Here is a 26,651-nt window from a genome sequence, read left to right as displayed (position 1 = left end):
CCTGTCCGGCCGTCAGTCGAGCAAGGCCAGCGTTGCGGTGGGAGCGTCCCCGTCCTTGTCGGCGCGTTCCTCGAATTCGACCACGGCATCGATCTCCGCGCCCATGGCGATATTGGTGACCCGTTCGAGGATGAACTCGATGACCACCGGCACGCGGTGTTCCTCCATCAGCGCCATCGCGCGGGCGAAGGCGTCCTGGCATTCGTTGACGGAGCGCACGCGGATCGCCTTGCAGCCCAGCCCTTCGGCGACGGCGACATGGTCGACGCCATAGCCCGCCTCCGCATCCCCTGAGGCATTGATGTTATCGAAGGCGAGGGAAACCTCGAAATCCATGTTGAAGCCGCGCTGGGCCTGGCGAATGAGGCCGAGGTAGGAATTGTTCACGACGACATGCAGATAGGGCAGCTTGTGCTGTGCGCCGACGGCCAGTTCCTCGATCATGAACTGGAAGTCATAGTCGCCGGAAAGCGCCACGATCGGCCGATCCGGATCGGCGGCGCGAACGCCGAGCGCAGCCGGCAGCGTCCAGCCGAGCGGACCGGCCTGGCCGCAGTTGATCCAGTTTCGCGGCTTGTAGACATGCAGGAACTGCGCGCCGGCGATCTGGCTGAGACCGATGGTCGAGACATAGCAGGTGTCGCGGCCGAAGGCCTTGTTCATTTCCTCGTAGACGCGCTGCGGCTTCAGCGGCGTCTGGTCGAAATGGGTCTTGCGCAGCATGGTGCGCTTGCGGGCGCGGCATTCCTGCGCCCAGCCCGACCAGTCCCGGAGCCTGCCGGCCGCCTTCCATTCGGTGGCGACGTCGAGGAAGAGCTTCAGCGCCGCGCCGGCATCCGAGACAACGCCGAAGTCGGGCGCGAAGACCCGGCCGATCTGAGTCGGCTCGATATCGACATGAACGAACGTGCGGCCCTCGGTATAGGTCTCGACCGTTCCGGTATGGCGGTTCGCCCAGCGGTTGCCGATGCCGAAGACGAAATCGGAGGCAAGCAGCGTCGCATTGCCGTAGCGATGCGAGGTTTGCAGGCCGCACATGCCGGCCATCAGCGGATGGTCGTCGGGGATCGCGCCCCACCCCATCAGCGTCGGGATGACCGGGACACCGGTGATCTCGGCAAATTCGACGAGCAGGTCCGAGGCGTCCGCATTGATGATGCCGCCGCCGGCGACGATCAGCGGCCGCTCGGCCGCGTTGAGCATGGACAGCGCCTTTTCCGCCTGGGCGCGGGTCGCCGCCGGCTTATAGGGCGCAAGCGGAGCATAGGTTTCGATGTCGAACTCGATTTCCGCAAGCTGGACGTCGACCGGCAGGTCGATCAGCACCGGGCCGGGACGGCCGGAGCGCATGAGGTGGAACGCCTTCTGGAAAACGAAGGGGACCAGCGCCGGCTCCATGACGGTTGTGGCCCATTTGGTGACCGGCTCGGCGATCCGGGCGATGTCGACGGCCTGGAAATCCTCCTTGGTCAACCGGGCGCGCGGCGCCTGGCCGGTGATGCAGAGGATCGGGATCGAATCCGCCGAGGCGGAATAGAGGCCGGTGATCATGTCCGTTCCGGCCGGGCCGGAGGTGCCGATGCATACGCCGATATTGCCGGCTTTCGCCCGCGTATAGCCCTCGGCCATATGGCTTGCGCCCTCGACATGACGGGCAAGGACATGACGTATCGTGTCCCGCGCCCGCAGCGCCGAGTAAAAGGGATTGATCGCGGCACCGGGGACGCCGAAGGCGCATTCGACGCCCTCCCTCTCCAGAATCAGGACTGCCGCATCGACCGCACGCATCTTCGTCATGGGGGTTTCCTCCATCTCTTGCCCCGAGGTTAGCGCATCCGGCCAACACCGCAACAGCAAAATGGAAATCAATTCCATTCTATGGAAATAAACATTTTCAACGAATCTGGAATAATCGCCGCGAGACGGCTATGCCATGGCGACGGATCGATGAACGGAACGGCCGGGCCTGCATCCCGGAACAACGGAGAGAAGACGGATGGCGGAGCATCGGGAAAAGACGCGGGGCAGACCGGGCCGCAAGGCCGGCGAGAATGCCGCCCCCTCCTCGGTGCAGGTGCTGGACCGCAGCCTGACGCTGCTGGAACTCGTCGCCAATGCCGACGGCGCGGTGCTGACCGATCTTGCCGAGCGCTCCGGCATGGCGCCTTCCACCGTCCATCGCCTTCTGACCTCGCTTTCCGGTCACGGGATGGTGGCGCATGACGCGGAGACCGGGGCCTGGACGATCGGCGTCAAGGCCTTCGAGATCGGCACGGCCTATCTGCGCTTCCGCAAGATCGGCACGGTCAGCCGGCCCTTTCTCAAGCAATTGATGGAAGACTGCGGCGAGACCGCCAATATCGCCATCGAGGACGAGGGCGACGTGGTCTTCATCTCGCAGGTGGAAAGCCATGCGCCGATGCGCGCCTTCTTCCGTCCCGGCCGACGCGGCCCGATCCACGCCTCGGGCATCGGCAAGGCGATCCTTTCGACATGGCGGGACGACCGGGTCGAGACGCTGCTTTCCGGACGCACGCTCCAGCGCTTCACCGGCAAGACCTGCGATACGCTGCCCGCCCTTCTGGCCGACATCGCGGCGATCCGGGCGCGCGGCTGGTCGATCGACGACGAGGAGCATACGCTTGGCATGCGCTGCGTGGCCGCGCCGATCTTCGATGAATATGGCGAGGCTATCGCCGGGATCTCGATTTCCGGACCGGCCGTGCGGCTGCCCGACGAACGGATCGCCACGCTCGGCCCGGCAATCCGGACGGCGGCCGACGACCTGACCCGGGCGATGGGCGGACGGCGGCCTCAGGCCGTTTCGTAAACGCGCGCCGGCACCGTCTTCGCCTTCATCTCCGCGCCGGCGACATAGACTTCCGCGACGCAGCGGTCGTCGCCCATCGTCTGGAGAATGAACAGTTCCTCGGCAAGCGAGGCGGCCCGGCGCATGCGGAATTCCATCGCCGGTTTGGCGCGCGCATCCAGAACGACGATATCGGCGTCCGCGCCCGCATGGAGCGATCCGATATGGGCATCGAGACCGAGCGCCCGGGCATTTCCAAGCGTCAGGCGATAGAAGGAACTGAACGGCGTCAGCCGCTGGCCTTGCAGGTGCAGCACCTTGTAGGCCTCGTCCATCGTCTCCAGCATGGAGAAACTGGTGCCAGCCCCCACATCGCTCGCCACCGCCCAGCGCGCGCCGAGCCGGTCGAAACGGTCACGGTCGAACAGACCGGAGCCGAGGAACAGGTTGGACGTCGGGCAGAAGACGCCGACGGCCCCGGTTTCCGCCAGAACCGAAATCTCCCTGTCACTCATATGGATGCAATGGCCAAGCAGCATCCTGTCGGTCAGCAGTCCGTAGCGGGCGTAGATATCCGTATAGTCCTTCGCCTCCGGATAGAGCGCGGTGGCGAAGGCGATCTCGTCGTGGTTTTCCGACAGATGCGTCTGTATATGACAATCGGGATGCTCGGCGACCAGCGCCCCGCTCATTTCCAGCTGTTCCGGCGTCGAGGTGATGGCGAAGCGCGGGCTGATCGCATAATGGGCGCGGCCGCGGCCGTGCCAGGTCCCGATGAGCCGCTTCGTCTCGTCATAACCCTGCTGCGGCGTGTCGCGCAGCCCTTCGGGCGCATTGCGGTCCATCATCACCTTGCCGCCGATCATCCGCATGCCCCGCGCCTCGGCCGCCGTGAAATAGGCGTCGACGCTTTGCGGGTGCACCGAGCAATAGGCGGCGGCGGTCGTGGTGCCGTTCGCCAGCAGCTCATCCATGAAACGGCCGGCGACGAGCGCGGCATGCCCGGGGTCCTGGAACCGCTGTTCCTCGACGAAGATATAGGTGTTCAGCCATTCGAGAAGCTGCGCGCCGTAGGAGGCGATCGCCTGCGTCTGCGGGAAATGCAGATGCGCGTCGATGAAACCGGGCAGAACGAGGTTCGGACGGTGATCGGCCACCCGCGCATCCGCACCGGCAAGCCGGAGGATGTCGGCATGGTCGCCCGTCTCGACGATCCTGCCGTCGCGCACCAGCACGGCGCCGTCCTCGATGTAGCGATAGGCCCCGCTATCATCGATGCCCTGCGGTTCGGACAGGAAGGTCAGCACGCGGCCGCGAATGATCAGATCGCTCATCGGGTTTTTCCTCCGTCGACGGCGTTTTCATACCAGGCAGCGAGCAGGCGGCGCTCGTTATCGGAAATCTGGGTGACATTGGCCGGCGGCATGGCGTGCGACCGGCCGGCCTGAAGGTAGATTTCGCGGGCGTGGTCGGCGATGTCGCCATCGGTTTCCAGCACGACGCCCTTCGGCGGCACGATCAGCCCCTCCCAGCCGGGCTCCCGGGCATGGCACATGGCGCAGCGGCCGAGCACCGTGTCGCGCACCTGCGGAAAGGCCTCCGCCGTCAGGAAGGGCGTGTTCGCGGCGCTCGTCCTCGTCTCGTCCGCTTCGCCGGTCAGCACCTTCGGCACCGTCGACAGCCACATGATCGCGACGAAGAGCAGGGCGGTCACCAGCCAGGTCCAGGTCGGATTGCCGGCATTGGCGTGGCGGGTATTGAAGTAATGGCGGATGGTGACGCCCATGAGGAAGACGAGCGAGGCGATGATCCAGTTGTAAGCGGTCGCGAAGGCCAGCGGATAATGGTTCGACAGCATGAGGAACAGGACCGGCAGCGTCAGATAATTGTTATGCGTCGAACGCTGCTTGGCGATCCTGCCGTATTTGGCGTCGGGCGTGCGGCCGGCGATGAGATCGGCCACCACGATCTTCTGGTTCGGGATGATGATGAAGAAGACATTGGCCGACATGATCGTCGCCGTGAAGGCGCCGAGATGCAGGAAGGCGGCGCGGCCGGTGAACAACTGCGTATAGCCCCAGGCGACCGCCACCAGGATGAAATAGAGCAGGACCATCAGCCGCGTGTTGTCGTTGCCGAAGGGCGACTTGCAGATGAGGTCGTAGAAAATCCAGCCGAGCGCGATGGAGGCGAGCGAAATGGCGATCGCCACCGGCTTGGAGACGTCGAGCACATTCGGATCGATCAGATAGAGATCCGCGCCGGCGTAATAGACGAGACAGAGCATGCCGAAACCGGACAGCCAGGTGACGTAGCTTTCCCATTTGAACCATATGAGATGCTCGGGCATGTGGTCCGGCGCGACCAGATATTTCTGGATGTGATAGAAGCCGCCGCCGTGCACCTGCCATTCCTCGCCATGGGCGCCGGGCGGCAGTTCCGCATGTTTTCTCAAGCCGAGATCGAGCGCGACGAAATAGAAGGACGAGCCGATCCAGGCGATGGCGGTGATGACATGCAGCCAGCGCATGGCGAATGTCAGCCAGTCCCAGGCGATGGCATATTCGTACATGAAGACCTCCCAGACGTTACATCGTCTTCTGCCACCGGATGATTTTCACGGAAATCCCGGTGATTCCCCAACACTTTCAAAAAAAACTATAAGATAGGTCCGGCTGTGCCCTGCAATACGATATGGTAGAGGAACCCATGTCCTATCTCGATAATGTGCGGGTCTTCGTTCGCGTGGTCGAACTTGGAACCCTTTCGGCGGCCGGGCGCGATCAGCGCGTCACCCCGGCGGTGGCGAGCAACCGCGTCAAGGAACTGGAACGGCATCTCGGCGTGCGGCTTTTCAACCGCACGACCCGCAAGCTTTCGCCGACCGAACATGGCCGGGTGTTCTACGACGGCGCGGTCAAGATCATCGAGGCGGTGAACGAGGCGGAGGCGGCCATCGCCGACCTCTCGCGCAACCCCAAGGGTTCGCTGCGCATCACCGCGCCGCTCGGCATCGGCCGCCGGCTGATCGCGCCGGGCGTTCCCGAATTCCACGACCGCTATCGCGATATCGAGGTGCGGCTGCGCCTGTCCGACCACAATATCGACATCCTGAGCGAGGGCGTCGACGTGGCCTTCAAGCTCGGCGTGCTGGAGGATTCGAACCTGCGCATGCGCGGCATCCTCAATTGCGAGCGGGTGCTTTGCGCCGCACCGGCCTATCTGGAGCGGCGCGGCATGCCGGCCGACGCGGATGCGCTGATCGCCGACCGCCACGACTGTCTCCTGCTGCGCTATCCGGGATCGAAGGAATATTACTGGACCTTGCAGACCGCCGGGGGCGCACGCAAGTTCGAGGTCGGCGGCCCCTACGACAGCGACGACGGCGACGTGCTCACCCAATGGGCGCTGGAAGGACGCGGCATCATCAACAAGCCGCTGTTCGAGGTGAAGCACCATCTCGACGACGGGACGCTCACGGAAATCCTGCAAGAGACGCCGCCGACGCCGGTGCAGCTTGCCGCCATCTATCCGCACAAGCGTTTCCAGGATCCCAAGGTGCGGCTGATGATCGATTTCATGGCCGAGCGCTGCCAGCGCCTGATCGGTCGCATACTGGCCGGCGGCCCGCAGGACGCGGAAGCCGAAAGCTGACGAGGCCGCGGGCGCGGCGGGAAAAGCATCGGCTCCACCCCGCCGTCAGCCCGATCGAACCATCTCGCCGGCCTTGGCAAACGTCAGCGCGGCCGTCACGATCTCGGCGGCGGCAAGGGCTGCGATGACGCTTGGTCGCTTGTCCTTGACCGCCGTTCCGCCGATCGGGCAGATCAGGCGTTCGAAGGTTTCCGGCCGGCCTGTCTCGCGGGTCAGCCAGTTGCGGAAGGTGGCGCGCTTGGTCTTCGAGCCGATCATCCCGACATAGGCGGCATCGGCACGCCGCAGCGCCTCGGCGGCGATCAGGAAATCCAGTGCGTGATCATGCGTCAGGATGACGAAGCTGCTGCCGCAGGGCGCATCGCGCACCACCGCCTCGGGCATCGCCGTCAGGCAGGTTTCGATATTCGGCACGCAGGAGGCGACGAGTTCGTCCTCGCGCGTATCGACCAGCACCACCCGCAACGGGGCAAGCGAGAGCGCCATGGCGAGCGCATCGCCGACATGGCCGGCCCCGAAGACGTAGACATGCGGGCGCGCCGCAATCTCCCGGTCGCTGCGGGCGATCAGTCGTTCGGCGAGCGCCGCGTCGACCGGTGTGAAGGCGAGGCCGACCCGGCCGCCGCAGCACTGGCCGATCTCCGGACCGAGCGGCACGGCCATGGGGTCCGCCGCCCGGCCGGACCTGAGCGCCCGGCGCGCCTGATCGATCGCCATATATTCGAGCTGGCCGCCGCCGATGGTCGCAAAGATCGCGGTTTCCGACACCAGCATCCAGGCATCGGCATCGCGCGGCGTGGAACCGGCAACGCCCGTGACCTCGACCAGCACGGCGGCCGGATCCCGGCGCAGGAAATCCCGGATATTCTCGCGCGATGCCGGCATGGCAGCACCCTTTCTCCTCGTTTCCACTCAAACGCCCGACATATGGCCGGGACCTTGCTATCCCTGCCTGGCCGCCGCCTTCAGGCGCTCCACGGCCATCAGCACCCGTTCGGGCGTGGCGGGCGCATCGAGGCGGGGGCAGATGCGGTGATCCGCGACGCTCGCCACCGCATCCGAAAGCGCATGCAGCACCGAAAGGCCGAGCGGCAAGGGCGGCTCACCCACCGCCTTGGAGCGATGGATCGTCGGCTCGAAGGCCTCCGACCAGTCGGTCAGCGCCACATTGAAGACCTTGGGCCGGTCGGAGGCCAGCGGGATCTTGTAGGTCGAGGGCGCATGGGTGCGAAGCCGCCCCTTGCCGTCCCACCACAGTTCCTCCGTGGTGAGCCAGCCCATGCCCTGGATGAAGCCGCCCTCGATCTGGCCGATATCGATCGCCGCGTTCAGCGAGCGGCCGGTGTCATGCAGGATGTCGGTGCGCTCGACCACATATTCGCCGGTCAGCGTATCGACGGAAACCTCCGAACAGGCCGCGCCATAGGCGTAATAGTAGAAGGCGTGGCCGCGGCCCCTGGCGCGGTCCCAATGGATCTTCGGGGTCTTGTAGAAGCCCGCTGCCGAAAGCTGGACGCGGTCCATATAGGCCTGCCGAACCAGTTCGTTGAAGGAGATTTCCAGATTGCCGATGCGCACCCGGTTGGGCAGAAACACCACCTGGTCCCGCGCGATCCGGTGCGTCCTGGCGGCGAAGTCGATCAGCCGGTCCTTGATCTGCCGCGCCGCATTCTGCGCCGCCATGCCGTTCAGGTCCGCACCGGACGAGGCGGCTGTCGGCGAGGTGTTCGGCACCTTGGCGGTGGTGGTGGCGGTGATCTTCACCCGGTCGATGTCGATCTGGAATTCCTCCGCGACCACCTGCGCCACCTTCAGGTGCAGGCCCTGGCCCATTTCGGTGCCGCCGTGGTTCATATGCACCGAGCCGTCGGTATAGACATGGACCAGCGCGCCGGCCTGGTTCGATTCCGTCTTGGTGAAGGAGATGCCGAATTTCACCGGCGTCAGCGCCATGCCCCGCTTGACGAGACGGCTTGCGGCATTGAACTCGGCGATCGCCCGGCGGCGGCCGGCGTAATCGGCGCTTTCCTCCAGTTCGGCGACGATGCGCTGGATGATGCAGTCCTCGACCTTCTGGTGATAGGGAGTAAGATTGCGCGTCCCCGCCACGCCCATCGCATCGTAGAAATTCAGCTTGCGGATCTCCAGCGGATCCTTGCCGACGGCAAAGGCGATCTCGTCGATGACGCGCTCGGCTCCCACCATGCCCTGCGGGCCGCCAAAACCGCGAAACGCCGTATTGGAGACGGTATTGGTATAGAGCGGCGCGGATTTCGCATGCACATGCGGGAAGAAATAGGCGTTGTCGCAATGAAACAGCGCCCGGTCGCCCACCGGGCCTGACAGGTCGGCGGAAAAACCGGCCCGGAGCGCGAACGTGTAGTCGATGCCGAGGATGCGGCCCTCGTCGTCGAAGCCGACGTCATAGTCGATGGCGAAATCGTGCCGCTTGCCGGTGGCGGTCATGTCCTCGTCACGGTCGAGACGCAGCTTGACGGCGCGGCCCAGCTTCCGGGCGGCGATGGCGGCAAGCACCGCGCATTGGTTGGCCTGCGTCTCCTTGCCGCCGAAACCGCCACCCATGCGGCGCACCTCCACCGTCACGGCATGGCTCGGCACGCCGAGCGCGTGGGCGATCATATGCTGCGTTTCGCTCGGTCCCTGCGTCGAGCAATAGACGGTGACCTCGTCATCTTCGCCCGGAACGGCAAGGGAGACCTGTCCTTCGAGATAGAAATGATCCTGCCCCCCAAGCCGCATGCGACCCGTGATGCGGCGTGGCGCATCGGCCAGCGCCGTTGCCGCATCGCCGCGCTTCAGCGTCAGCGGCGTGGTGACCTGCCGATGGGTCTCGACGTCGAGATCCCAGATGTCGATGACCGCCGGCAGTTCTTCATATTCGATCTTCGCAAGCCGCGCGGCGCGGCGGGCCTGATCGCGCGTCCCGGCGATCACACAGAAGATCGGCTGGCCGTGGAATTCGACCTTGCCGTCGGCGAGCACCGGATCGTCCTGCATATTGGAGGGCGAGATATCGTTGACCCCCGGCACATCCGCATGGGTCAGCACGGCGACCACGCCCGGCGCGGCGCGCACCGCCGACAGGTCGACCGATTTCAGGACGGCATGGGCTGCGTCCGACAGGCCGAGGCCCGCATGCAGCGTGCCGGCAGGCTCGGTGATGTCATCGATGTAAATGGCGGTGCCGGCGACATGCTTGTGGGCGGAATCGTGGCGCTGGCTGGAATGGACGCCGCCGGCGATCTTTTTCGCATTGGAATTGGGGATGTGCTTGTTCATGGCTCACGCAGCCTCATATCTGAACACCCGCGCCGGCGTTCCGGCGTCCGTCGTTTCCATATAGAAACGCAGAAGCAGGTTCCTTGCCGCCAGCGCGCGATATTCGGCGGTGGCGCGCATGTCGGTCAGCGGTGTGAAGTCCTCGGCATATTTTTGCATCGCCGCCTCCACCGTCGTCTCCGTCCAGGGCCGGCCGACCAGCGCCGCCTCCACGGCAGAAGCCCGTTTCGGCGTCGCCGCCATGCCGCCATAGGCGATGTGGATCGAAGCCACGGTACCGTCGGCGGCAAGCGCGAGACGGAAAGCGCCGAGGGTCGCGGTGATGTCCTCGTCGCGGCGCTTGGTCACCTTGTAGACGGCGAAGGCCTCGCCGGCAGCCGGAAGCGGCACTTCGACGGCTTCCACGAATTCACCCGGCTGGCGATCCTGCCGACCGTAGGCGATGAAGAAATCCTCCAGGAGAATGGTACGCCGCACGACCCCCTTGCGCAACGTCAGCCGCGCACCAAGCGCGATCAGCGCCGGCGGCATGTCGCCGATCGGCGACCCGTTGGCGATATTGCCGCCGATGGTGCCCATGTTGCGCACCTGCTGACCGCCGATGCGGGCGATCAGCGTTCCGAGTTCGGGGATGCACTGCGACAGGAAGCCGGCGGCCTCCGTATAGGTGACGGCAGCCCCGATGGTGACGACCCCGTCCTTCAGCGAGACCGCCTTCAGGTCATCGAGCCCCGCGATGAAGATCGTCGGCGCGATGTCGCGCATCTGCTTGGTCACCCAGAGACCGACGTCGGTGGATCCGGCCACCACGGTGGCCGTCGGCTCGCTCTCCAGAACCTCGGCGAAATCGTCGGAACCGGCCGGAACGACCAGCCGGTCGCGGCCTTCGCCGATCTCGACGCGGGCGCCGTCCCTGAGAGCCGACAGACGGACGACGGTCCGCTCGCGCTCCGCAAGCAGCGGGTCCGCCCCCGCCGGACCGTAGCCGGAAATGGCCCGGGCGGCGCGGATGATCGGCTCATAGCCCGTGCAGCGACAGAGGTTGCCCTGCAACGCCTCCTCGATCTGCCGGTCGGTCGGTTCGGGCGACTGCATCCACAGGCCGTAGAGCGACATGACGAAGCCCGGCGTGCAGAAGCCGCATTGCGAACCGTGGAAATCGACCAGCGCCTGCTGCACCGGATGCAGAGCACCGTCCCGGCCGGCAAGATGCTCGACGGTGACGACATGACAGCCATCGAGCGAACCGACGAAGCGGATGCAGGCATTGACGCTCTCATAGACGAGGCCGCCGTTGCGGGTGAGCCGGCCGACCAGCACCGTGCAGGCGCCGCAGTCGCCTTCGGCACAGCCTTCCTTGGTGCCCTTGAGGTGGCGCTCCAGCCTGAGGAAGTCGAGCAGCGTCTCCCCCGGCCGGACATCCGACAGCGACACTTCGCCATCATTCAGCAGGAAGCGGATGGTGTTTCGAATGCGGACGGCCATGGATCAGCTCCCCCGATAGGTCGAATAGCTGAAGGGAGAGATCAGCAGCGGCACATGATAATGCGCCGATGAATCGGCGATGCCGAAGCGAATGGGGATCACGTCGAGAAAAAGCGGCGTTCCGGCATCGTCCCGGCCGAGATAGTCGCCCGCGTGGAAACGCAGTTCATAGACTCCCGCCCTGAATGCTTCGCCGGCAAGCAACGGCGCGTCGCAGCGTCCGTCGTCATTGGTCACGACTGTCTTGAGATGACGGCCCGCGCCGTCCTCGATGCAAAACAGCTCGATGCGAAGACCCTCGGCCGGCTTGCCGCGCGCCGTATCCAGCACATGGGTTGTCAGGCGGCCGCCCGGTTGCACTTGTGCCTGCATGTCTTCTCCTCCACGCCGCGCTCTCCAGCTTCCACTATCCGCCACCCGGCTTCCCCGGAAAAGCAGCGGGTTCCTTCGAGACTTTCAAAATTTTCGAGGGGAATGTCCAGCACGGCTTGCGGCTAGACATTTGCCCATCGTCATTATTGGGAGGACCGTATCATGCGCTATCCGCGCGATCTGCTGGGCTATGGCCCGACCCCGCCCGATGCCGCCTGGCCCGGCGGGGCGCATATCGCCGTGCAATTCGTCGTCAACTACGAGGAAGGCGGCGAGAACTGCCTGCTGCACGGCGACGCCGGTTCGGAGGCTTTCCTGTCGGAGATCGTCGGCGCGGCCGCCTGGCCCGGCCAGCGCCACTGGAACATGGAATCGATCTACGACTACGGCGCGCGCGCCGGCTTCTGGCGTCTCCACCGCCTGTTCACCGAGCGGCAGGTGCCGGTCACGGTCTACGGCGTCGCGACGGCCCTGAAGCGCTCGCCGGCGCAGGTCGCCGCCATGCAGGCCGCCGGCTGGGAAATCGCCTCGCACGGCCTCAAATGGATCGAGCACAAGGACATGGCGCCCGACGAGGAGCGGCAGGCCATCCGCGAGGCGATCCGCCTGCACCGGCTGGTGACCGGCGAACGCCCGCGCGGCTGGTACACCGGTCGTTCCTCTCTCAATACCGTCGATCTTATCACCGAGGAAGGTGGTTTTTCCTATGTGTCGGACAGCTATGCCGACGACCTGCCTTATTGGCACGAGCATGCCGGACGCCGGCAACTGGTGATCCCCTATGCGCTCGACACCAACGACATGCGCTTCGCGACGGCGCAGGGCTTCAATTGCGGCGACCAGTTCTTCAGCTATCTCAAGGATACGTTCGACACGCTCCATGCCGAAGGCGCCGCCGGCCGTGCGTCCATGATGAATATCGGGCTGCATTGCCGCCTTGCCGGCAGACCCGGCCGGACGGCCGCCCTCGCCCGCTTCGTCGACTATGTCCGCAGCCACGAAAAGGCGTGGATCGCCCGGCGCATCGACATCGCCGAACACTGGCGCAAAACCCATCCGCCGCGCCCGGACGCCGAACGGCCCTCGCGACTTTCCGAGGCGGCCTTCGTCGCCCGCTACGGCGGCGTCTTCGAGCATTCCGACTGGATCGCCCGGCGCGCTTTCGCCGACGAGCTTTCCCCGGCAAACGATACCGCCGGCGGCCTGCATGCGGCGCTCACCCGGCAGTTCCGCGCGGCCAGCGAAAAGGAGCGGCTTGGCGTTCTCACCGCCCATCCCGATCTTGCCGGCAAGCTGGCCGAGGCCAGGCGGCTGACGGAAAGCTCGACCGCCGAACAGGCGTCCGCCGGGCTCGACGCCCTGACCGACGCGGAGCGCCAGCGCTTTACCCAGCTCAACGCCCGCTATGTCGAAACCTTTGGCTTCCCCTTCATCATCGCGGTCAGGGGGCTCGACAAGGCGCAGATCCTTGCGGCCTTCGAGCGCCGTATCGCCAACGACCGCGGTAGCGAATTCGAAACGGCGTGCCGGCAGGTGGAAAGGATCGCCTTTTTCCGCCTTTCCGACATGCTGCCGGCATGAGGAAGGACAGTGGCATGAAAGCGATTTCGATCCAGCCGCTGACGCGGGCCGCCTTTGCGCCCTTCGGCGAGGTCATCGAACGGGACGGCGCCGCCCATTTTCCGATCAACGCCGGCAAATGCATGCGCTATCACGATCTGGCGACCGTCGAGACGGCCGGACAGGCGGCGCGGGTACTGATCAGCCTCTTGCGCGGCGAGCCCTATGCGCTGCCGCTCACGCTCGACATGGTGGAACGCCATCCGCTGGGCAGCCAGGCCTTCATTCCGCTTTCCGGCAACGGTTTCCTCGTCGTCGTGGCGGAGGAGACGGAGCATGGCCCCGCCGCTCCGCTCGCCTTCCGCACCGCGCCCGGCCAGGGCGTCAACATCCGCCGCAACGTCTGGCACGGCATCCTGACGCCGCTCGATACGGTCACCGACTTCGTGGTGGTGGATCGCGGCGGCGACGGCGTGAACCTGGAGGAGCATTTCTATCCCGCACCCTTCCGCATCGGTTGAAGGTGGCGGATCGCATAGTTGGACGACCGCGGGAAGCGGGGTAAGGAGAACGGGCGCGATCGCGCGGCAAGAGACGAGGAGTGGAGTGCTGTCATGACGCAAGACGGTTCGAACGAGGTCATCCGGCTGCCGGAAAGCGCGGTTCTGGCGCTGGCGGCGGATTTCCTGCTCTCGCACGGCCTTGGAGCCGACCATGCGGGCTCGATGGCGCGGATCCTGACGGCGGCCCAGCGCGACGGCTGCCTCTCCCACGGCTTGCAGCGGTTGCCCGGCACGCGCGACACCATCTCCCATCCGCGGTTCAACCGGACGCCGGATCCCAAACCCGTGGATGTGAGCGCCGCCATCACCCGCATCGATGCGCAATACGGGTTTTCCTGCCTGGCGGTGGACCGAGGGCTTTCTTCCCTCGTCGAAAAGGCCCGCACGCTCGGCGTGGCGATCCTCGCCGTCAACAACGGCTTCCATTCGACGGCGCTCTGGCCGGTGGTCGAGGCGATCGCCGACCACGGACTTGTCGCACTTTCCATGAATCCGACCCATGCGTGGGTCGCGCCGAGCGGCGGCCGACAGGGGCTTCTCGGCACCAATCCGCTCGCTTTCGCCTGGCCGCGCCGCGACGCGCCGCCCTATGTTTTCGATTTTGCGACATCGGCCGCCGCCCGCGCCGAAATCGCGCGCTACCGTCAGGAGGGACGGACCACGCCCGAGGGCTGGGGGCTCGATTCCGACGGTGAGGACACACGGGATCCGGCGGCAATCCTCGCCGGCGCGATGCTGCCCTTCGGCGGCCACAAGGGATCGGCGCTCGCGACGATGATCGAACTGATGGCCGGCCCCTTCATCGCCGACCGCACCAGCCGGGTTTCGATGGAATTCGACGCCGGCGCCAGTGCTGCGCCCTGCCATGGCGAACTGATCATCGCCTTTTCCCCCGGCATCCTGGGAGATGAAGACCCGTTGGACGCGGCCGAGAGCCTCTTCCAGGGTTTCCGCGAACAAGACGCCCGCCTGCCCGGCGAACGCCGCTACCGCGAAAGGGAAACCAGCCACCGCCTCGGCATCCCGGTCTCCAAGTCGCTCCTCGAACGCATCCGCGTCTGAGACGGGCGGACTGGCGTTTCGCTGCTCAGTGCTTGAGCACGCGGGCGAGGAAGGAGCGGGCGCGCTCGTTTTGCGGATTGTCGAAAAAGGCGTCGGGCTTGCCGACTTCGAGGATGGAGCCCTGATCGATATAGATGATCCGGTCGGCGACCTCGCGCGCGAAGTTCATCTCGTGCGTGACGATCATCATGGTCATGCCGTCCCTCGCCAGTTCACGCATGACGTCGAGCACCTCGCCGATCATTTCCGGGTCCAGCGCGGAGGTGGGCTCGTCGAAGAGCATGAGATGCGGCTCCATCGCCAGCGACCGGGCGATCGCCACGCGCTGCTGCTGGCCGCCGGAAAGCTGGCCCGGATATTTGTGCGCATGCTCCGTCAGGCCGACGCGGTCGAGCAGCTTCAGCGCCGTCGCTTCGGCTTCCGCCCTGGTTTTCTTGCGCACACGCATCGGCGCGATGGTGATGTTCTCGACGACGGTCTTGTGGGGGAACAGGTTGAACTGCTGGAACACCATTCCGACGCCCTTGCGGATGGCGGCAAGCTCGCTCTCCCCGCCAAGCCGGCGATCCTCCTCGACCGGCATGGGATAGCCGTCGACCAGCAGACTGCCGTTCTGGTACATCTCCAGACCGTTGACGCAGCGGATCAGCGTCGATTTTCCCGAGCCGCTGGCGCCGAGCACCACCACGACCTCGCCGCGCTCGACGGAAAGATCGATGTTCTTCAGAACGTGATGGCTTCCGTAGAACTTGTTGAGGTTCTTCATTTCGACGATGGCGTTCATGGAGCAGACTCCGGCAGGGTTCGTTTCGGTCATCGGCTGCCTCTTGCGAGGTGCGCCTCAAGCTTGCGGGCCACAAAGGTGATCAGGGAGCCGACGAGGAAATAGGTAAGGAACAGGAACGAATAGACTTCATAGGTGCGATCGCCGAATTGCGGATTGGCGAGGATCATCTGACCGGCGCGCAGGAAATCCGTAAGACCGATGATGAAGACCAGCGGCGCCATGTTGAAGATGTCGAGCACATTGCCGACCAGCGGCGGCACCACCACGCGAATGGCCTGCGGCAGCACGATCGAGCGATTGATGTCGAACTCGCTCATGCCGAGGGAACGGGCCGCCTCCGTCTGGCCGCGCGGCACAGCCTGAAGGCCGCTGCGGACATATTCGGCGACATAGGCCGAATAGAAGAGGGTGAAGCCGATCATGCCGCGCACGACGTCGGCCAGATTGAACTGCGGCGTCAGCACCGGGATGAGGATCCAGATCCAGTAGACCACCATGATCAGCGGCACGGAGCGCATCACCTCGATGTAGCCCGTGCAGATCCAGCGGAGGCCGGAAAAGCGGCTCCGGCGGCCGAAGGCGAGCAGGATGCCGATGGGCAACGACAGGACGGCGGTCACCAGCGTCAGCAGGATGCTGAGCAGCAGGCCGCCCCAGAGGCCGGCGCCGGGCGGCGCCATGACCGCGAAAATAGCGATCAGGCCGATGAAGCTTGCCGGCACAAGCGCCTTGCGAACCGGCGGAAACCGGGACGCCACCGCCCAGCCGCCGGCGAAGGCCGCGATGGTGACGGCGATCAGCAGCACGTTCGTGACGTTCTCGATGCCCGCCAGCGCCGCGCATCCCGCCCAGACCGGCACCAGCGCGCCGGCATGACGGCCCTTGAAGGCGAAGACGCAGCCGAGCGCCGCACCGAGAAGGATGGCGATGATCACGATCGCGATCCAGGCGCGCCAAGCCTGATCGGCCGGGAAGACCCCGATCATCAGGACACGAAGGCTCTGGGGGATGATGTCCCAGCGCGCCGCCGTCAACGCCCAGCTCACGGCCTGATAGACCATCCAGAGGACGCCGGGAATGACCGTGAGGGAAAGCAGGACGTCGAACGGCTTGCCGAAAAGATTGTGCCGTGTCCATTTCAGGGATCTGGCGATCATCGCGTCGCTCCGCGTTTGGCCAGCCGGCGATCGGCCCAGCCGACGGCCGCGCTGATCGCCCAGCTCAGGATGAGATAGGACATCATGACGATCACGATGCCTTCCAGGCTGTGGCCGGTCTGGTTCGCGATGGTGCCGTAGATGTTAAAAAGTTCGGGATAGCCGATGGCGATGCCAAGCGCCGTGTTCTTCGTCAGGCTGATATACTGGTTGCCGAAGGACGGCAGCACGACCCGGAAGACCTGCGGCAGGATGATCTCATTGACGGTGTCGCGACGGTTCAGCCCGAGGGAGGCCGCCGCCTCCCATTGCCCCTTGGGCAGCGCATCGATCGAGCCACGGACGATTTCGGCGATATAGGATGCGGTGTTGACGACGACCGCCAGCAGCAGAGCCGCCATTTCAGGGCTCATGCCGATACCGCCGCGCGCCCGGAATTTCGACGCCACGGGGAAATCCAGCGCAATTCCTCCGGTCGCGAACAGGACGCCGACGAACAGGACGACAGCGCCGGCACAGATCCAGCGGATCGATCCGCGCTTGCCGAAGATCAGTCCGAGGACTGCCGCCAGGGTTGCCGCCACCAGCGCGAGGGCCAGCGGCGAACCGGCACCCTGCCAGACGACAGCGGGAAAATAGAGGCCCTGCTGGCTGATGACGACGCCGTAGAATTTGGCGGCGGCAGCAATGGGCGGGAAATGCAGCACCACTGCGAAATACCAGAAGACGAGCTGGATCAGGAGTGGCGTGTTGCGCACGAATTCGACGCACCAGAACGAAAGGTTGCGCACCACCCAATTGGTGGAAAGCCGGCCGACGCCGAGCAGAACCCCCAGCACCGTGCTGAGAACGATGGCGAGGACGGCGACCTTGATCGTATTGACGATCCCGGTGATGAAGGCCTGGAGGATCAGCCGGTCCGAGGTGAATTCGGTAAAGGCGGGCCAGAAGCCGCCATCGAAAACGAAGGTCTTTCCTTCGCTGATGTCGAAGCCGGCGGCTTCCCAGAGAAACGAGAAGCTGAACCGGATCCCGTGCCGGGCGAGGCCTTCCTTCACCGCGATGGCGAAAAGGATCAGCAGGACGATCGCCGCGGCAATGATCGAAAACTGGATGGCCTCATACCGGATGCGGTTGCGCCGTCGCCGGGCGATCAGGAGACCGTCATCGGCCGCTGGTCCGGCCACGTTCGCTTGATGCATTTCCATATCGCGTTCCCGGGAACCGAAAAAGAAACCGAGGCGGGTAACCCGCCTCGGCTCAGCAAGGAGAAAGGATCAGTTCCAAAGCGGCGAATAGATTGCCCCGCCCTGCGTCCACAGAGCGTTCGGCGTGCCCTTGCGCTCCAGATACATCCGCGTGTCCGGACCGAGGTTACGAGCGTAGATTTCGCCGTAGTTGCCCACCGCCTTGATCGCCTGCGCCACGAAATCGTCGGAAAGGCCGAAGTCCTTGCCGTGACCGCCGCCCACGCCGAGGAACCGCTGGACGAAGGGATCTTCGCTCGTCAGATGCTCGTCGAGATTGGCCTGGGTGATCTCCGACTCCTCGGCCTGGAACAGGCCGTAGATGGTCCAGCGCAGCGCATTGCGCCACTTGGAATCATTGGCCACGACGAAACCGCCGAAGGGCGACTTGTCGAGCGTGTCGGGAAGGATCACGTAGTCGGAGGGGCTCGGCGAATTGCCGGCCCAGGCGGCCAGCGCCGACTTGTCGGTGCTCATGGCGTTGCAGCGGCCGGAGTTCAGCGCCGCGAAGAGCTTTTCGAGGTTCTCATAGGTGAGGACCTTGGAATCCTGCCAGCCGCGCGCCTTGAAGGTGCTGGTCAGCACGGTCTCGGTCATCGAGCCCTGCGTGGTGCAGAAGGTGGCGCCGTCGAGATCGTCGAGCGTCTCGACGCCGGAATCGGTCTTCACCATGATGCCCGTGCCGTCATAGAAATTGATCGGCAGGAAGTCGACCGCAATCGAGGATTCGCGGGCCGGCATCAGGGTCGTATGGGCGAAGACGACGTCGACCTGGTTGGTCAGCACCGCGTCGAAGCGGCTCTTGTCCGTCACCGTGACGAATTTGACCTTCGAGGCATCGCCGAGGACGGCGGCCGCAACGGCCTTGCAGAAGTCGACGTCAAGGCCTTCGAGCTGACCCGTCGTCGTATTGAGATAGCCGAAACCGGGAGCGGTATTGTCGGTGCCGCAATTCAGCGTGCCGCGCTGCTTGACGGTATCGAGAACGGAGGCCGACGCCTGACCCGCGGTGAAGGCGAGACCGGCGAACACGCCAGCCGTAAGGAGCTTGATCAGTTTCATTGCATTCCCCTGTTATGTCGCGAACGGCCTGCATCACGATGCAAAGCCCGGGTCTCTTGCCGAAATACGAATGGGTGATAGGGCAACAGCGGCTCTTGCCGTCTGGAGCGAATGTTCCCGCGGTTGGCCTAAGCTCGCTTTCCTAATCCAGTCCGCGAACCCATAGCAATCGACAAATTGACGATAAGAACGCGGTTTATTCAGGTCTACTTAATTCTGCTTTACATACTATTTAGCAAAAATGTTCAATCTTGCTGCGGACTCCAGGAGGAGGCCCCCGGCTTCCGACAGACTCAGCCGGCCTCTTTCGGCTCCTGCCTTTCTGCAAACAGCCGGCGGCGGGAGCCGACCCGCTCGTTGACCCGGGCGATGAAAGCCTGAACCGCCGGGCTGCGCTTCTCGCCTTTGCGGAACGCGAGAGAAATCTTTCGCCGGATTTCCGGCTCGATCTTGCACACCCAGACGTCCTCGAGATCATAGCTAATTCTCAGGCCCGGCAGAATCGAAATGCCGTAACCCTCGCGAATGAGCGCGATCGTCACCTCGAACCCCTTGCAGCGCGCAACGATATCGGGCGTGAAGCCGGCCTCCTGGCAAGCGTCGGTGATCATCCGGTTATAGGTCGACGACGCGGTGTCGAGAGCCCAGCGCTCGTTGCGCAGCTGGCGCAGCATGACGGTCGGCTGCTCGGCCAGCGGATGCGTCTGGGAGACCATCACATTGAAGACGTCCTCCATCAGCGGGATCGTCTCGATATTGGGATCCAGCGCGCCCGGCGGCACATTGAGATCATCGATGATCGCGATATCGGTTTGCCAGCTCCGCAAGGCCGCCAGGCTTTCGGCGGGCTCCATTTCATCGAATTGCACGGTCAGGCGGGGATGGAGACTGTGGAGGTCCTGGATCGCTCCCGCCACCACCGCCGCCGCCACGGAGGGAAAGGCCGCCACGCGCAGCTGTCCGGCGATGACCTTCTTCAGCTCCGCGATATCGGCGCGCGCGGATTCCAGCTCGATCAGGATCCGTTCCGCCCGCTCCACGAGCTGGCGGCCGGCCAGCGTCAGTTCGACGCCGCGACCGCGGCGCTCGATAAGGTCGATCCCCACTTCCTCCTCCAGAAGCGCGATCTGCTGGGAAACCGCCGAGGGCGAGACATAGAGCGCCTCCGCCACCGCCGCCATCGTCTTGCGGATCGACAATTCCCGCAGCGCGCGCAATCGAGCCAGATCCATTCTTCCCTCCACCTGAGCGATCCGTTAAATCATTAGCAAATCAGAACGCATGTGCAAATATTATTAACTTTTTCTGGATCGATTGCCTCGCTAGCCTGCCGCCGAGTCACCATTCCCCTTTCGCCGGAGACAGGTCATGAGCGAACAGACGAAAGCCTATTTCAATACCCCGGTTCACGAACGCGACCCGCTCGTGGCAGAAGCCCTCGACAACGAGCGCCGGCGCCAGCAGGACCAGATCGAACTCATCGCCTCCGAGAACATCGTCAGCCGCGCCGTTCTGGACGCGCTTGGCCACGAGATGACGAACAAGACGCTGGAAGGCTACCCCGGCAACCGCTTCCATGGCGGCGGCCAGTTCGTCGACGTCGTCGAGCAGGCGGCGATCGACCGGGCGAAAGAGCTTTTCGGCTGCGCCTATGCCAACGTACAGCCGCATTCGGGCACCCAGGCGAACCTCGCCGTCTTCTTCCTGCTGCTGAAGCCGGGCGACAAGGTTCTCTCTCTCGACCTGGCCGCCGGCGGCCACCTGTCCCACGGCATGAAGGGCAATCTCTCGGGCCGCTGGTTCGAGTCCCATAACTACAATGTCGATCCGGAAACCGAGGTCATCGACTATGACGAGATGGAGCGGATCGCCGAAGAGGTGCGCCCGACGCTCCTGATCACCGGCGGCTCGGCCTATCCGCGCGAACTCGATTTCGAACGCATGGGCAAGATCGCCAAGAAGGTCGGCGCCTGGTTCCTCGTCGACATGGCGCATATCGCCGGCCTCGTCGCCGGCGGCGCCCATCCGTCGCCCTTCCCGCATGCCGATATCGTCACCTGCACCACGACCAAGACGCTGCGCGGTCCGCGCGGCGGCCTCATCCTCACCAACAACGAGGCCTGGTTCAAGAAGCTCCAGTCGGCCGTATTCCCCGGCGTGCAGGGATCTCTCCACAGCAACGTGCTCGCCGCCAAGGCGGTCTGCCTCGGCGAAGCGCTGCGGGACGACTTCAAGGTCTATGCCGCACAGGTCAAGGCCAATGCGCGGGTTCTCGCCGAGACGCTGATCGCCCGCGGCGTTCGTATCGTATCCGGCGGCACGGACACCCACATCGTTCTGGTCGATCTGTCGAGCAAGGGCCTGATCGGCAAGCAGGCCGAGGATCTTCTGGCGCGTGCCAATATCACCGCCAACAAGAATCCGATCCCCAACGACAGCCCGCGCCCGCCGGAATGGGTCGGCATGCGCCTCGGCGTCTCGGCCGCCACGACACGCGGCATGAAGGAAGATGAATTCCGCACGCTCGGCAATATCATCGCCGACGTCCTCGAATCGGAAGCCGCCGGCACGACGGACGCCGTCGTGGAGAAGGCGAAGGCGAAGGTCGCCGGCCTGACGGAGGCCTTCCCCGTCTACGCCCACTGATCGCGGGTTTTCCGCCCGCTCAGCCAGTCGCCGCGTCCCCCGAAGGACGCGGCGCATCTTACGGAGAAAGCGGGCCTCGGGTCCGGCGCGAACCGCGCCATGCGGGCCGCACGCAATGCGAAAGGGCTCCCAATGGGAATGGACAGAATGGCCGGCGCCGCCGTCATCGACGGAAAGCGCTTCGCAGCCGGACTGCTGGAAACGATCAGCGTCGACGTGGCCAGGCTGAAGGACGAGACCGGAAACGTTCCGGGCCTTGCGGTGGTGCTGCTGGGGGCCGATCCGGCAAGCGCCGTCTATGTCGGCTCCAAGCATCGCCAGACCGTCGCGGCCGGCATGCGCTCCTTCAAATACGAACTGCCGGAAGAAACGACCGAGGACGAACTGATGACGTTGATCGGCCGGCTCAACGCCGATCCGGAGGTCCACGGCATCCTCGTCCAGCTGCCGCTTCCCGCCCATATCGACGCCGGCGCCGTCATCCAGGGGATCAATCCCGACAAGGACGTCGACGGCTTTCATATCTCCAATGCCGGCCGGCTCGCCACCGGCCAGCCGGCGCTCGTGCCCTGCACGCCGCTCGGCTGCCTGATGCTGCTGAAGGACCGCCTCGGCGCGGATCTGTCCGGTCTTCACGCCGTGGTCATCGGCAAGTCCAACATCGTCGGCAAGCCGATGGCGCAATTGCTGCTTTCCGAGAACTGCACCGTCACCACCGTCCATTCGCGCAGCCGGAACACGCCGGAACTGTGCCGCATGGCGGATATCCTCATTGCCGCCGCCGGCCGGCCGGGGCTGGTGCGCGGCGACTGGATCAAGCCGGGGGCGGTGGTCGTCGATGTCGGCATCAACCGCGTCGAGCGCGACGGCAAATCCCGCATCGTCGGCGATGTCGCTTTCGAGGAAGCCCGCCACGCAGGCGCCATCACGCCGGTTCCGGGCGGCGTCGGCCCCATGACCATCGCCTGCCTCCTGTCGAACACGCTGACGGCCTTTCGCCGCCAGCATCCCGTCAAAGCCGATTGACCGGCCCGAAAGGACTGCTTCATGCCCGCTCCTTCCAATCGTTATGCGTTGCGCGTCGCCTGCCCGTCCATCCGGGGCGTGACCGCCGCCATCGCCACCTATCTGGCAAGCAACGGCTGCAATATTTCCGATAGCGCCCAGTTCGACGACAAGAGCACCGGCCGCTACTTCATGCGTATCAGCTTCCAGTCGGAAGAAGGCCGCACGCTCGAGGAGCTGCGCGACGGCTTTGCCGATACCGCCGCAAGATACGAGGCCGACGCCGAGTTTTTCGACGAGACGGCCAAGCGCAAGGTCGTCCTGATGGTCTCGCGCTTCGGCCATTGCCTCAACGACCTGTTGTATCGCTGGCGCATCGGCGCCCTGCCGATCGACATCGTCGGCGTCATTTCCAATCACATGGACTATCAAAAGCTGGTGGTGAACCATGATATTCCCTTCCATCACATCAAGGTGACGAAGGAAAACAAACTCGACGCCGAAGCCGAACAGATGCGCATCGTCGAGGAGGCCGGCGCGGAACTCGTCGTGCTGGCCCGCTACATGCAGGTTCTGTCCGACGAAATGTGCCGCAGGATGTCCGGCCGCATCATCAATATCCATCACTCCTTCCTGCCCTCCTTCAAGGGCGCCAATCCCTACAAGCAGGCTTTCGAGCGCGGCGTGAAACTGATCGGCGCGACATCGCATTACGTCACCGCCGATCTCGACGAGGGTCCGATCATCGAGCAGGACACCGTTCGCGTGACCCATGCGCAAAGCTCCGACGACTACGTCAGTCTCGGCCGCGACGTGGAAAGCCAGGTGCTGGCGCGGGCCATCCACGCCCATATCCACGGCCGTGTCTTCCTGAACGGCAACAGGACCATCGTCTTCCCGCCCTCGCCCGGATCCTACGCCTCCGAACGCCTGGGCTAGAGCATTTCCAGCAAAAGTGCGCAGCGGTTTGGCGGCCGGAAATGCGACTAAAAGAGAGAGGTTCTACCGAGCCTGTGAAAACCGGAACCGCTCAAGAGCGGATGAGGAAAAGCCGGCAGCGGCCTTCCGCCTGCATCCGGCTCTATCTTTCTGGAGGAGATCACGCTTATGAACTCAGGTCGCTTCGACCCGGGTTCATCGCAATCGACGGCATTTCCGACGCCGGAGCGGCCGTCTGAAGCCACCTGCAACGCTTCGCCAATATGGATTTTCCCATGTCCCATCTTCTGCCTGACGATCCCGCCCGCCCGGATGTCCTCGCCGCCCGCCCGGCGCTCTGGCTCAATCCCGCCTATCGCGACGGGGCTATCGATGATCCGGACCTTCCGGTGCAGCCGGCGCAGGTGGACGAGGCCGAAGCCAACTGGAAGCGCCTCGCGCCGCTGCTTCAGGCCTGCTTTCCCGAGCTTCAGGCGACGGACGGCCGGATCCGCTCGGAACTGATCGGGCTCGACAGCCTGTCCGACGCGCTCGGCTACGGCGGCGTCGGCTACGGCCGCGTCTTCGTCAAGGCCGACAATGCACTTCCGGTCGCCGGATCGATCAAGGCGCGCGGCGGCGTCTACGAGGTCTTCTCCTTCGCCGAGGCGCTGGCGATCCGCGAAGGCCTCTTGCAGGACGGGCAGGACATCCGCCGCCTCGCCGACCCGGAGGCGAAAGCCTTCTTCTCCCGCCATACGATCGCCGTCGGCAGCACGGGCAATCTGGGTCTCAGCGTCGGCATCGCGGCGCGCGCGCTCGGCTTCGGGGCCACGGTCCATATGTCATCGGACGCCAAGGCCTGGAAGGTGGAGCGGCTGGCGCGGCTCGGCGTCGAGGTGGTGCGGCACGAGGCCGACTATACGACGGCGGTGGAAAACGCGCGTCTTGCCGCCGAAAGCGATCCGACGATCTATTTCGTCGACGACGAGCAGTCGCGCCAGCTCTTCCTCGGCTATAGCGCCGCCGCGCAGGAGCTTGCCGACCAGCTCCGGGAGCGCCGCATCGCCGTCGACGCCGAACATCCGCTGTTTCTCTATCTGCCCTGCGGCATCGGCGGCGCGCCCGGCGGCGTGGCCTATGGCGCGAAGAAGGCCTTCGGCGATCACGTCCATTGCTTCTTCGTCGAGCCGGTCCAGTCGCCCTGCGCGCTCGTCCAGATGATGAGCGGCTCGACGGATCTGCTTTCCGTCTACGATGTCGGCCTCACCAACCGGACGGAAGCCGACGGCATGGCCGTCGCCCGCATGTCCGCCTTCGTCGCAAACGTCATGCGGGAGATGCTGGCCGGCATCTTCACGGTCGACGACGGATCGCTCTTCCGCTGGCTGCTGCTCGCCCATGAAACCCAGGCTATCCGCCTCGAACCCTCGGCCGCGGCCGGCTTCGCAGGCCCCGACTTCCTCGTTCGCCATCCGCAGGGACGCGCTTTCTGCCAGAGGCTCGGTATCGGGGACCACCTGCCGCAAGCCACGCATGTGGTCTGGACGACCGGCGGCTCCTTCGTCCCCGAGGAACAGTTCAACGCCTTCCTGGAGGAAGCCGCGGCGCGACGCTGATCCGTTCTGCCTGCCACCGCCCGGTCTCATTGCCATGGGCTGCACAGCCGCAGCCCTCCGGAGAACCTCTCTTCCCGGCCAATTCCGTCCGCATCCGGGACCCGCCGGCGTATCGATCCCCGGGATCACGGCCTCGATACGCCAGCACCTCGTCACCGGATCACGCGGCTTGTCAGCCCGCGAACAACAAACGGATGCACCCGGCTGACTGAGTTCCCGCACGTTTCCACCCGTTGGGCGCGATGATGTTGTTGGCCGAGAACGGCAAAAAGCCCCGTCGGGTTTCCAACGGGGCTTGTTCTTCAATTCTGGTTGCGGGGGCCTGAGCGCACAGAGACTTGTAGTGTGAAGCGGTTGAGCGGAATCGAACCGTTGGCCACTATCTAGCAGCAAAACAAATTCGCGCTCTAACGCAGCACTCACATGTTCGGATAGACCGGGCCTTCGCCGCACTCTTGATGCGGGGGTCCGTGCGAGCCCGCCTCCCCGAACATTACATGTTCGGATAGACCGGCCCTTCGCCCCCTTGCGGCGGCACCCAGTTGATGTTCTGGTTGGGATCCTTGATGTCGCAGGTCTTGCAGTGCACGCAGTTCTGCGCGTTGATCACGAAGACGTCCTCGCCGTCCTTCTCCACCCATTCGTAGACGCCCGCCGGACAGTAGCGGGTCGACGGGCCGGCATAGACATCGAGTTCCGACGCTTTCTGCAAGGCCATGTCCTTCACCTGAAGGTGGACCGGCTGGTCTTCCTCGTGGTTGGTGTTCGACAGGAACACCGAGGAGAGACGGTCGAAGGTGAGCACGCCGTCGGGCTTCGGATAGTCGATGCGCTTGTGCTTGGCCGCCGGCTCCAGCGAGGCCGCGTCGGTCTTGCCGTGCTTCAGCGTGCCGAAGACCGAGAAGCCGAACAGCGTGTTCGTCCACATGTCGAACCCGCCGAGCGCGACGCCCACGGCCGTGCCGAACTTCGACCACAGCGGCTTGACGTTGCGCACCTTCTTCAGGTCCGAGCCGATGGCGCTGTCGCGCCAGCCGTTCTCGATCTCGATCGGCTCGTCATTGGCCCGACCGGCCGCGATGGCGTCGGCCAGCTTTTCCGCCGCCAGCATGCCCGACAGCACCGCATTGTGGCTGCCCTTGATACGCGGCACATTGACGAAGCCGGCCGAGCAGCCGATCAGCGCGCCGCCGGGGAAGGACAGTTTCGGCACCGACTGGTAGCCGCCCTCGGTGATGGCGCGGGCACCATAGGAGAGCCGCTTGCCGCCCTCGAAGGTGCCGCGGATCGCCGGGTGCGTCTTGAAGCGCTGGAACTCCTCGAAGGGATAAAGATACGGGTTCTTGTAGTTGAGATGCACCACGAAGCCGACCGCCACCGTGTTGTCTTCGAGGTGATAGAGGAA

22 protein-coding genes are annotated in these 26,651 nt (G+C 64.8%); 9 read left to right on the top strand and 13 right to left on the bottom strand.

From position 1 onward, the window contains the following. Positions 1 to 12: 12 nt before the first annotated feature. A complete protein-coding gene (gene gcl / locus KYK29_RS16890; protein ID WP_254692071.1) occupies positions 13 to 1,797 on the bottom strand; it encodes a glyoxylate carboligase in 1,785 nt (594 codons plus the stop codon). Positions 1,798 to 1,996: 199 nt separating this feature from the next. Here gcl and bhcR point away from each other — a divergent pair, with 199 nt between their 5' ends. Beyond that, entirely contained in the window at positions 1,997 to 2,830 is an 834-nt protein-coding gene (bhcR, locus tag KYK29_RS16885; RefSeq protein WP_254692070.1) for an HTH-type transcriptional regulator BhcR, read from the top strand. Here the strand turns inward: bhcR and guaD are convergent. Together guaD and KYK29_RS16875 are read right to left on the bottom strand one after the other, a co-directional pair. Continuing rightward, on the bottom strand, positions 2,815 to 4,143 hold the full coding sequence (guaD, locus tag KYK29_RS16880; protein WP_254692069.1) for a guanine deaminase: 1,329 nt from the start codon (positions 4,141 to 4,143) through the stop codon (positions 2,815 to 2,817). The genes bhcR and guaD overlap by 16 nt on opposite strands. Next, positions 4,140 to 5,381: a urate hydroxylase PuuD gene (locus KYK29_RS16875; RefSeq protein ID WP_254692068.1), complete on the bottom strand. Its 1,242-nt coding sequence runs from the start codon at positions 5,379 to 5,381 to the stop codon at positions 4,140 to 4,142. The genes guaD and KYK29_RS16875 overlap by 4 nt, the downstream gene beginning before the upstream one ends. Before the next feature lie 137 nt (positions 5,382 to 5,518). On the opposite strand from KYK29_RS16875, the gene KYK29_RS16870 reads away from it, so the two are divergent. After that, entirely contained in the window at positions 5,519 to 6,463 is a 945-nt protein-coding gene (locus KYK29_RS16870) for a LysR family transcriptional regulator (RefSeq protein WP_254692067.1), read from the top strand. Between the two features lie 45 nt (positions 6,464 to 6,508). On the opposite strand, the gene xdhC is transcribed toward KYK29_RS16870, so the two are convergent. The 4 genes from xdhC to uraH are packed head-to-tail and all read right to left on the bottom strand — an operon-like array spanning position 6,509 to position 11,620. Then, positions 6,509 to 7,348 (bottom strand): xanthine dehydrogenase accessory protein XdhC, encoded by an 840-nt coding sequence (xdhC, locus tag KYK29_RS16865; RefSeq protein ID WP_254692066.1) that lies wholly within the window; start codon positions 7,346 to 7,348, stop codon positions 6,509 to 6,511. 57 nt (positions 7,349 to 7,405) lie between these two features. Beyond that, positions 7,406 to 9,763, bottom strand: coding sequence for a xanthine dehydrogenase molybdopterin binding subunit (xdhB, locus tag KYK29_RS16860; RefSeq protein ID WP_254692065.1), 2,358 nt, complete (start codon positions 9,761 to 9,763; stop codon positions 7,406 to 7,408). Between the two features lie 3 nt (positions 9,764 to 9,766). Further along, the gene (xdhA, locus tag KYK29_RS16855; RefSeq protein ID WP_254692064.1) at positions 9,767 to 11,248 is read right to left on the bottom strand and encodes a xanthine dehydrogenase small subunit; all 1,482 of its coding nucleotides are present in this window, start codon (positions 11,246 to 11,248) and stop codon (positions 9,767 to 9,769) included. A 3-nt stretch (positions 11,249 to 11,251) separates the two neighbouring features. Beyond that, positions 11,252 to 11,620, bottom strand: a complete 369-nt coding sequence (uraH, locus tag KYK29_RS16850; protein ID WP_254692063.1) for a hydroxyisourate hydrolase — start codon at positions 11,618 to 11,620, stop codon at positions 11,252 to 11,254. A gap of 162 nt (positions 11,621 to 11,782) precedes the next feature. On the opposite strand from uraH, the gene puuE reads away from it, so the two are divergent. The 3 genes from puuE (at position 11,783) to KYK29_RS16835 (ending at position 14,805) form a co-directional block, all read left to right on the top strand. Continuing rightward, complete coding sequence (gene puuE, locus KYK29_RS16845) at positions 11,783 to 13,201, top strand: allantoinase PuuE (protein WP_254692062.1); 1,419 nt, start codon at positions 11,783 to 11,785, stop codon at positions 13,199 to 13,201. A gap of 14 nt (positions 13,202 to 13,215) precedes the next feature. After that, positions 13,216 to 13,701: an ureidoglycolate lyase gene (locus KYK29_RS16840; protein ID WP_254692061.1), complete on the top strand. Its 486-nt coding sequence runs from the start codon at positions 13,216 to 13,218 to the stop codon at positions 13,699 to 13,701. Positions 13,702 to 13,794: 93 nt separating this feature from the next. Further along, complete coding sequence (locus KYK29_RS16835) at positions 13,795 to 14,805, top strand: Ldh family oxidoreductase (RefSeq protein WP_254692060.1); 1,011 nt, start codon at positions 13,795 to 13,797, stop codon at positions 14,803 to 14,805. Between the two features lie 25 nt (positions 14,806 to 14,830). On the opposite strand, the gene KYK29_RS16830 is transcribed toward KYK29_RS16835, so the two are convergent. The 5 genes from KYK29_RS16830 to KYK29_RS16810 form a co-directional block, all read right to left on the bottom strand. Further along, entirely contained in the window at positions 14,831 to 15,589 is a 759-nt protein-coding gene (locus KYK29_RS16830; RefSeq protein WP_302795601.1) for an amino acid ABC transporter ATP-binding protein, read from the bottom strand. A 29-nt stretch (positions 15,590 to 15,618) separates the two neighbouring features. Then, complete coding sequence (locus KYK29_RS16825) at positions 15,619 to 16,749, bottom strand: amino acid ABC transporter permease (protein WP_254692059.1); 1,131 nt, start codon at positions 16,747 to 16,749, stop codon at positions 15,619 to 15,621. Beyond that, positions 16,746 to 17,957, bottom strand: coding sequence for an ABC transporter permease subunit (locus KYK29_RS16820; RefSeq protein ID WP_254692058.1), 1,212 nt, complete (start codon positions 17,955 to 17,957; stop codon positions 16,746 to 16,748). The genes KYK29_RS16825 and KYK29_RS16820 overlap by 4 nt, the downstream gene beginning before the upstream one ends. 69 nt (positions 17,958 to 18,026) lie before the next feature. Then, positions 18,027 to 19,058 carry a transporter substrate-binding domain-containing protein gene (locus KYK29_RS16815; protein WP_254692057.1) on the bottom strand — a complete coding sequence of 344 codons (1,032 nt, stop codon included), beginning with the start codon at positions 19,056 to 19,058 and terminating at the stop codon, positions 18,027 to 18,029. 293 nt (positions 19,059 to 19,351) lie between these two features. Beyond that, positions 19,352 to 20,290: a LysR family transcriptional regulator gene (locus tag KYK29_RS16810; protein WP_254692056.1), complete on the bottom strand. Its 939-nt coding sequence runs from the start codon at positions 20,288 to 20,290 to the stop codon at positions 19,352 to 19,354. Positions 20,291 to 20,426: 136 nt separating this feature from the next. Here KYK29_RS16810 and KYK29_RS16805 point away from each other — a divergent pair, with 136 nt between their 5' ends. The 4 genes from KYK29_RS16805 to dsdA all read left to right on the top strand — a co-directional run bounded on the left by KYK29_RS16805 (position 20,427) and on the right by dsdA (position 25,246). Next, a complete protein-coding gene (locus tag KYK29_RS16805; protein WP_254692055.1) occupies positions 20,427 to 21,704 on the top strand; it encodes a 2-methylserine hydroxymethyltransferase in 1,278 nt (425 codons plus the stop codon). Positions 21,705 to 21,836: 132 nt separating this feature from the next. Further along, entirely contained in the window at positions 21,837 to 22,730 is an 894-nt protein-coding gene (folD, locus tag KYK29_RS16800) for a bifunctional methylenetetrahydrofolate dehydrogenase/methenyltetrahydrofolate cyclohydrolase FolD (RefSeq protein ID WP_254692054.1), read from the top strand. A 21-nt stretch (positions 22,731 to 22,751) separates the two neighbouring features. Beyond that, positions 22,752 to 23,648 carry a formyltetrahydrofolate deformylase gene (purU, locus tag KYK29_RS16795; protein ID WP_254692053.1) on the top strand — a complete coding sequence of 299 codons (897 nt, stop codon included), beginning with the start codon at positions 22,752 to 22,754 and terminating at the stop codon, positions 23,646 to 23,648. 275 nt (positions 23,649 to 23,923) lie between these two features. Next, positions 23,924 to 25,246 (top strand): D-serine ammonia-lyase, encoded by a 1,323-nt coding sequence (gene dsdA, locus KYK29_RS16790; protein ID WP_254692052.1) that lies wholly within the window; start codon positions 23,924 to 23,926, stop codon positions 25,244 to 25,246. Between the two features lie 493 nt (positions 25,247 to 25,739). Here dsdA and KYK29_RS16785 read toward each other — a convergent pair. Further along, on the bottom strand, positions 25,740 to 26,651 hold a 912-nt coding region (locus KYK29_RS16785; protein ID WP_254692051.1), incomplete at its 5' end, for an electron transfer flavoprotein-ubiquinone oxidoreductase.

Source organism: Shinella daejeonensis (assembly GCF_024281235.1).
GTDB lineage: Bacteria > Pseudomonadota > Alphaproteobacteria > Rhizobiales > Rhizobiaceae > Shinella > Shinella daejeonensis.
Note: the sequence above shows the minus strand (reverse complement) of the source record. Positions and strands in the feature narration are given on the sequence as shown.

Coding starts and splice junctions, on each gene's coding strand:
- KYK29_RS16875 (WP_254692068.1), bottom strand. CDS start 5,381: ATGTACGAATATGCCATCGCCTGGGACTGGCTGACATTCGCCATGCGC.
- KYK29_RS16835 (WP_254692060.1), top strand. CDS start 13,795: ATGACGCAAGACGGTTCGAACGAGGTCATCCGGCTGCCGGAAAGCGCG.
- uraH (WP_254692063.1), bottom strand. CDS start 11,620: ATGCAGGCACAAGTGCAACCGGGCGGCCGCCTGACAACCCATGTGCTG.
- KYK29_RS16830 (WP_302795601.1), bottom strand. CDS start 15,589: ATGAACGCCATCGTCGAAATGAAGAACCTCAACAAGTTCTACGGAAGC.
- KYK29_RS16820 (WP_254692058.1), bottom strand. CDS start 17,957: ATGGAAATGCATCAAGCGAACGTGGCCGGACCAGCGGCCGATGACGGT.
- bhcR (WP_254692070.1), top strand. CDS start 1,997: ATGGCGGAGCATCGGGAAAAGACGCGGGGCAGACCGGGCCGCAAGGCC.
- KYK29_RS16870 (WP_254692067.1), top strand. CDS start 5,519: ATGTCCTATCTCGATAATGTGCGGGTCTTCGTTCGCGTGGTCGAACTT.
- KYK29_RS16840 (WP_254692061.1), top strand. CDS start 13,216: ATGAAAGCGATTTCGATCCAGCCGCTGACGCGGGCCGCCTTTGCGCCC.
- guaD (WP_254692069.1), bottom strand. CDS start 4,143: ATGAGCGATCTGATCATTCGCGGCCGCGTGCTGACCTTCCTGTCCGAA.
- folD (WP_254692054.1), top strand. CDS start 21,837: ATGGGAATGGACAGAATGGCCGGCGCCGCCGTCATCGACGGAAAGCGC.
- KYK29_RS16825 (WP_254692059.1), bottom strand. CDS start 16,749: ATGATCGCCAGATCCCTGAAATGGACACGGCACAATCTTTTCGGCAAG.
- gcl (WP_254692071.1), bottom strand. CDS start 1,797: ATGACGAAGATGCGTGCGGTCGATGCGGCAGTCCTGATTCTGGAGAGG.
- dsdA (WP_254692052.1), top strand. CDS start 23,924: ATGTCCCATCTTCTGCCTGACGATCCCGCCCGCCCGGATGTCCTCGCC.
- xdhB (WP_254692065.1), bottom strand. CDS start 9,763: ATGAACAAGCACATCCCCAATTCCAATGCGAAAAAGATCGCCGGCGGC.
- purU (WP_254692053.1), top strand. CDS start 22,752: ATGCCCGCTCCTTCCAATCGTTATGCGTTGCGCGTCGCCTGCCCGTCC.
- puuE (WP_254692062.1), top strand. CDS start 11,783: ATGCGCTATCCGCGCGATCTGCTGGGCTATGGCCCGACCCCGCCCGAT.
- KYK29_RS16815 (WP_254692057.1), bottom strand. CDS start 19,058: ATGAAACTGATCAAGCTCCTTACGGCTGGCGTGTTCGCCGGTCTCGCC.
- xdhA (WP_254692064.1), bottom strand. CDS start 11,248: ATGGCCGTCCGCATTCGAAACACCATCCGCTTCCTGCTGAATGATGGC.
- KYK29_RS16810 (WP_254692056.1), bottom strand. CDS start 20,290: ATGGATCTGGCTCGATTGCGCGCGCTGCGGGAATTGTCGATCCGCAAG.
- KYK29_RS16805 (WP_254692055.1), top strand. CDS start 20,427: ATGAGCGAACAGACGAAAGCCTATTTCAATACCCCGGTTCACGAACGC.
- xdhC (WP_254692066.1), bottom strand. CDS start 7,348: ATGCCGGCATCGCGCGAGAATATCCGGGATTTCCTGCGCCGGGATCCG.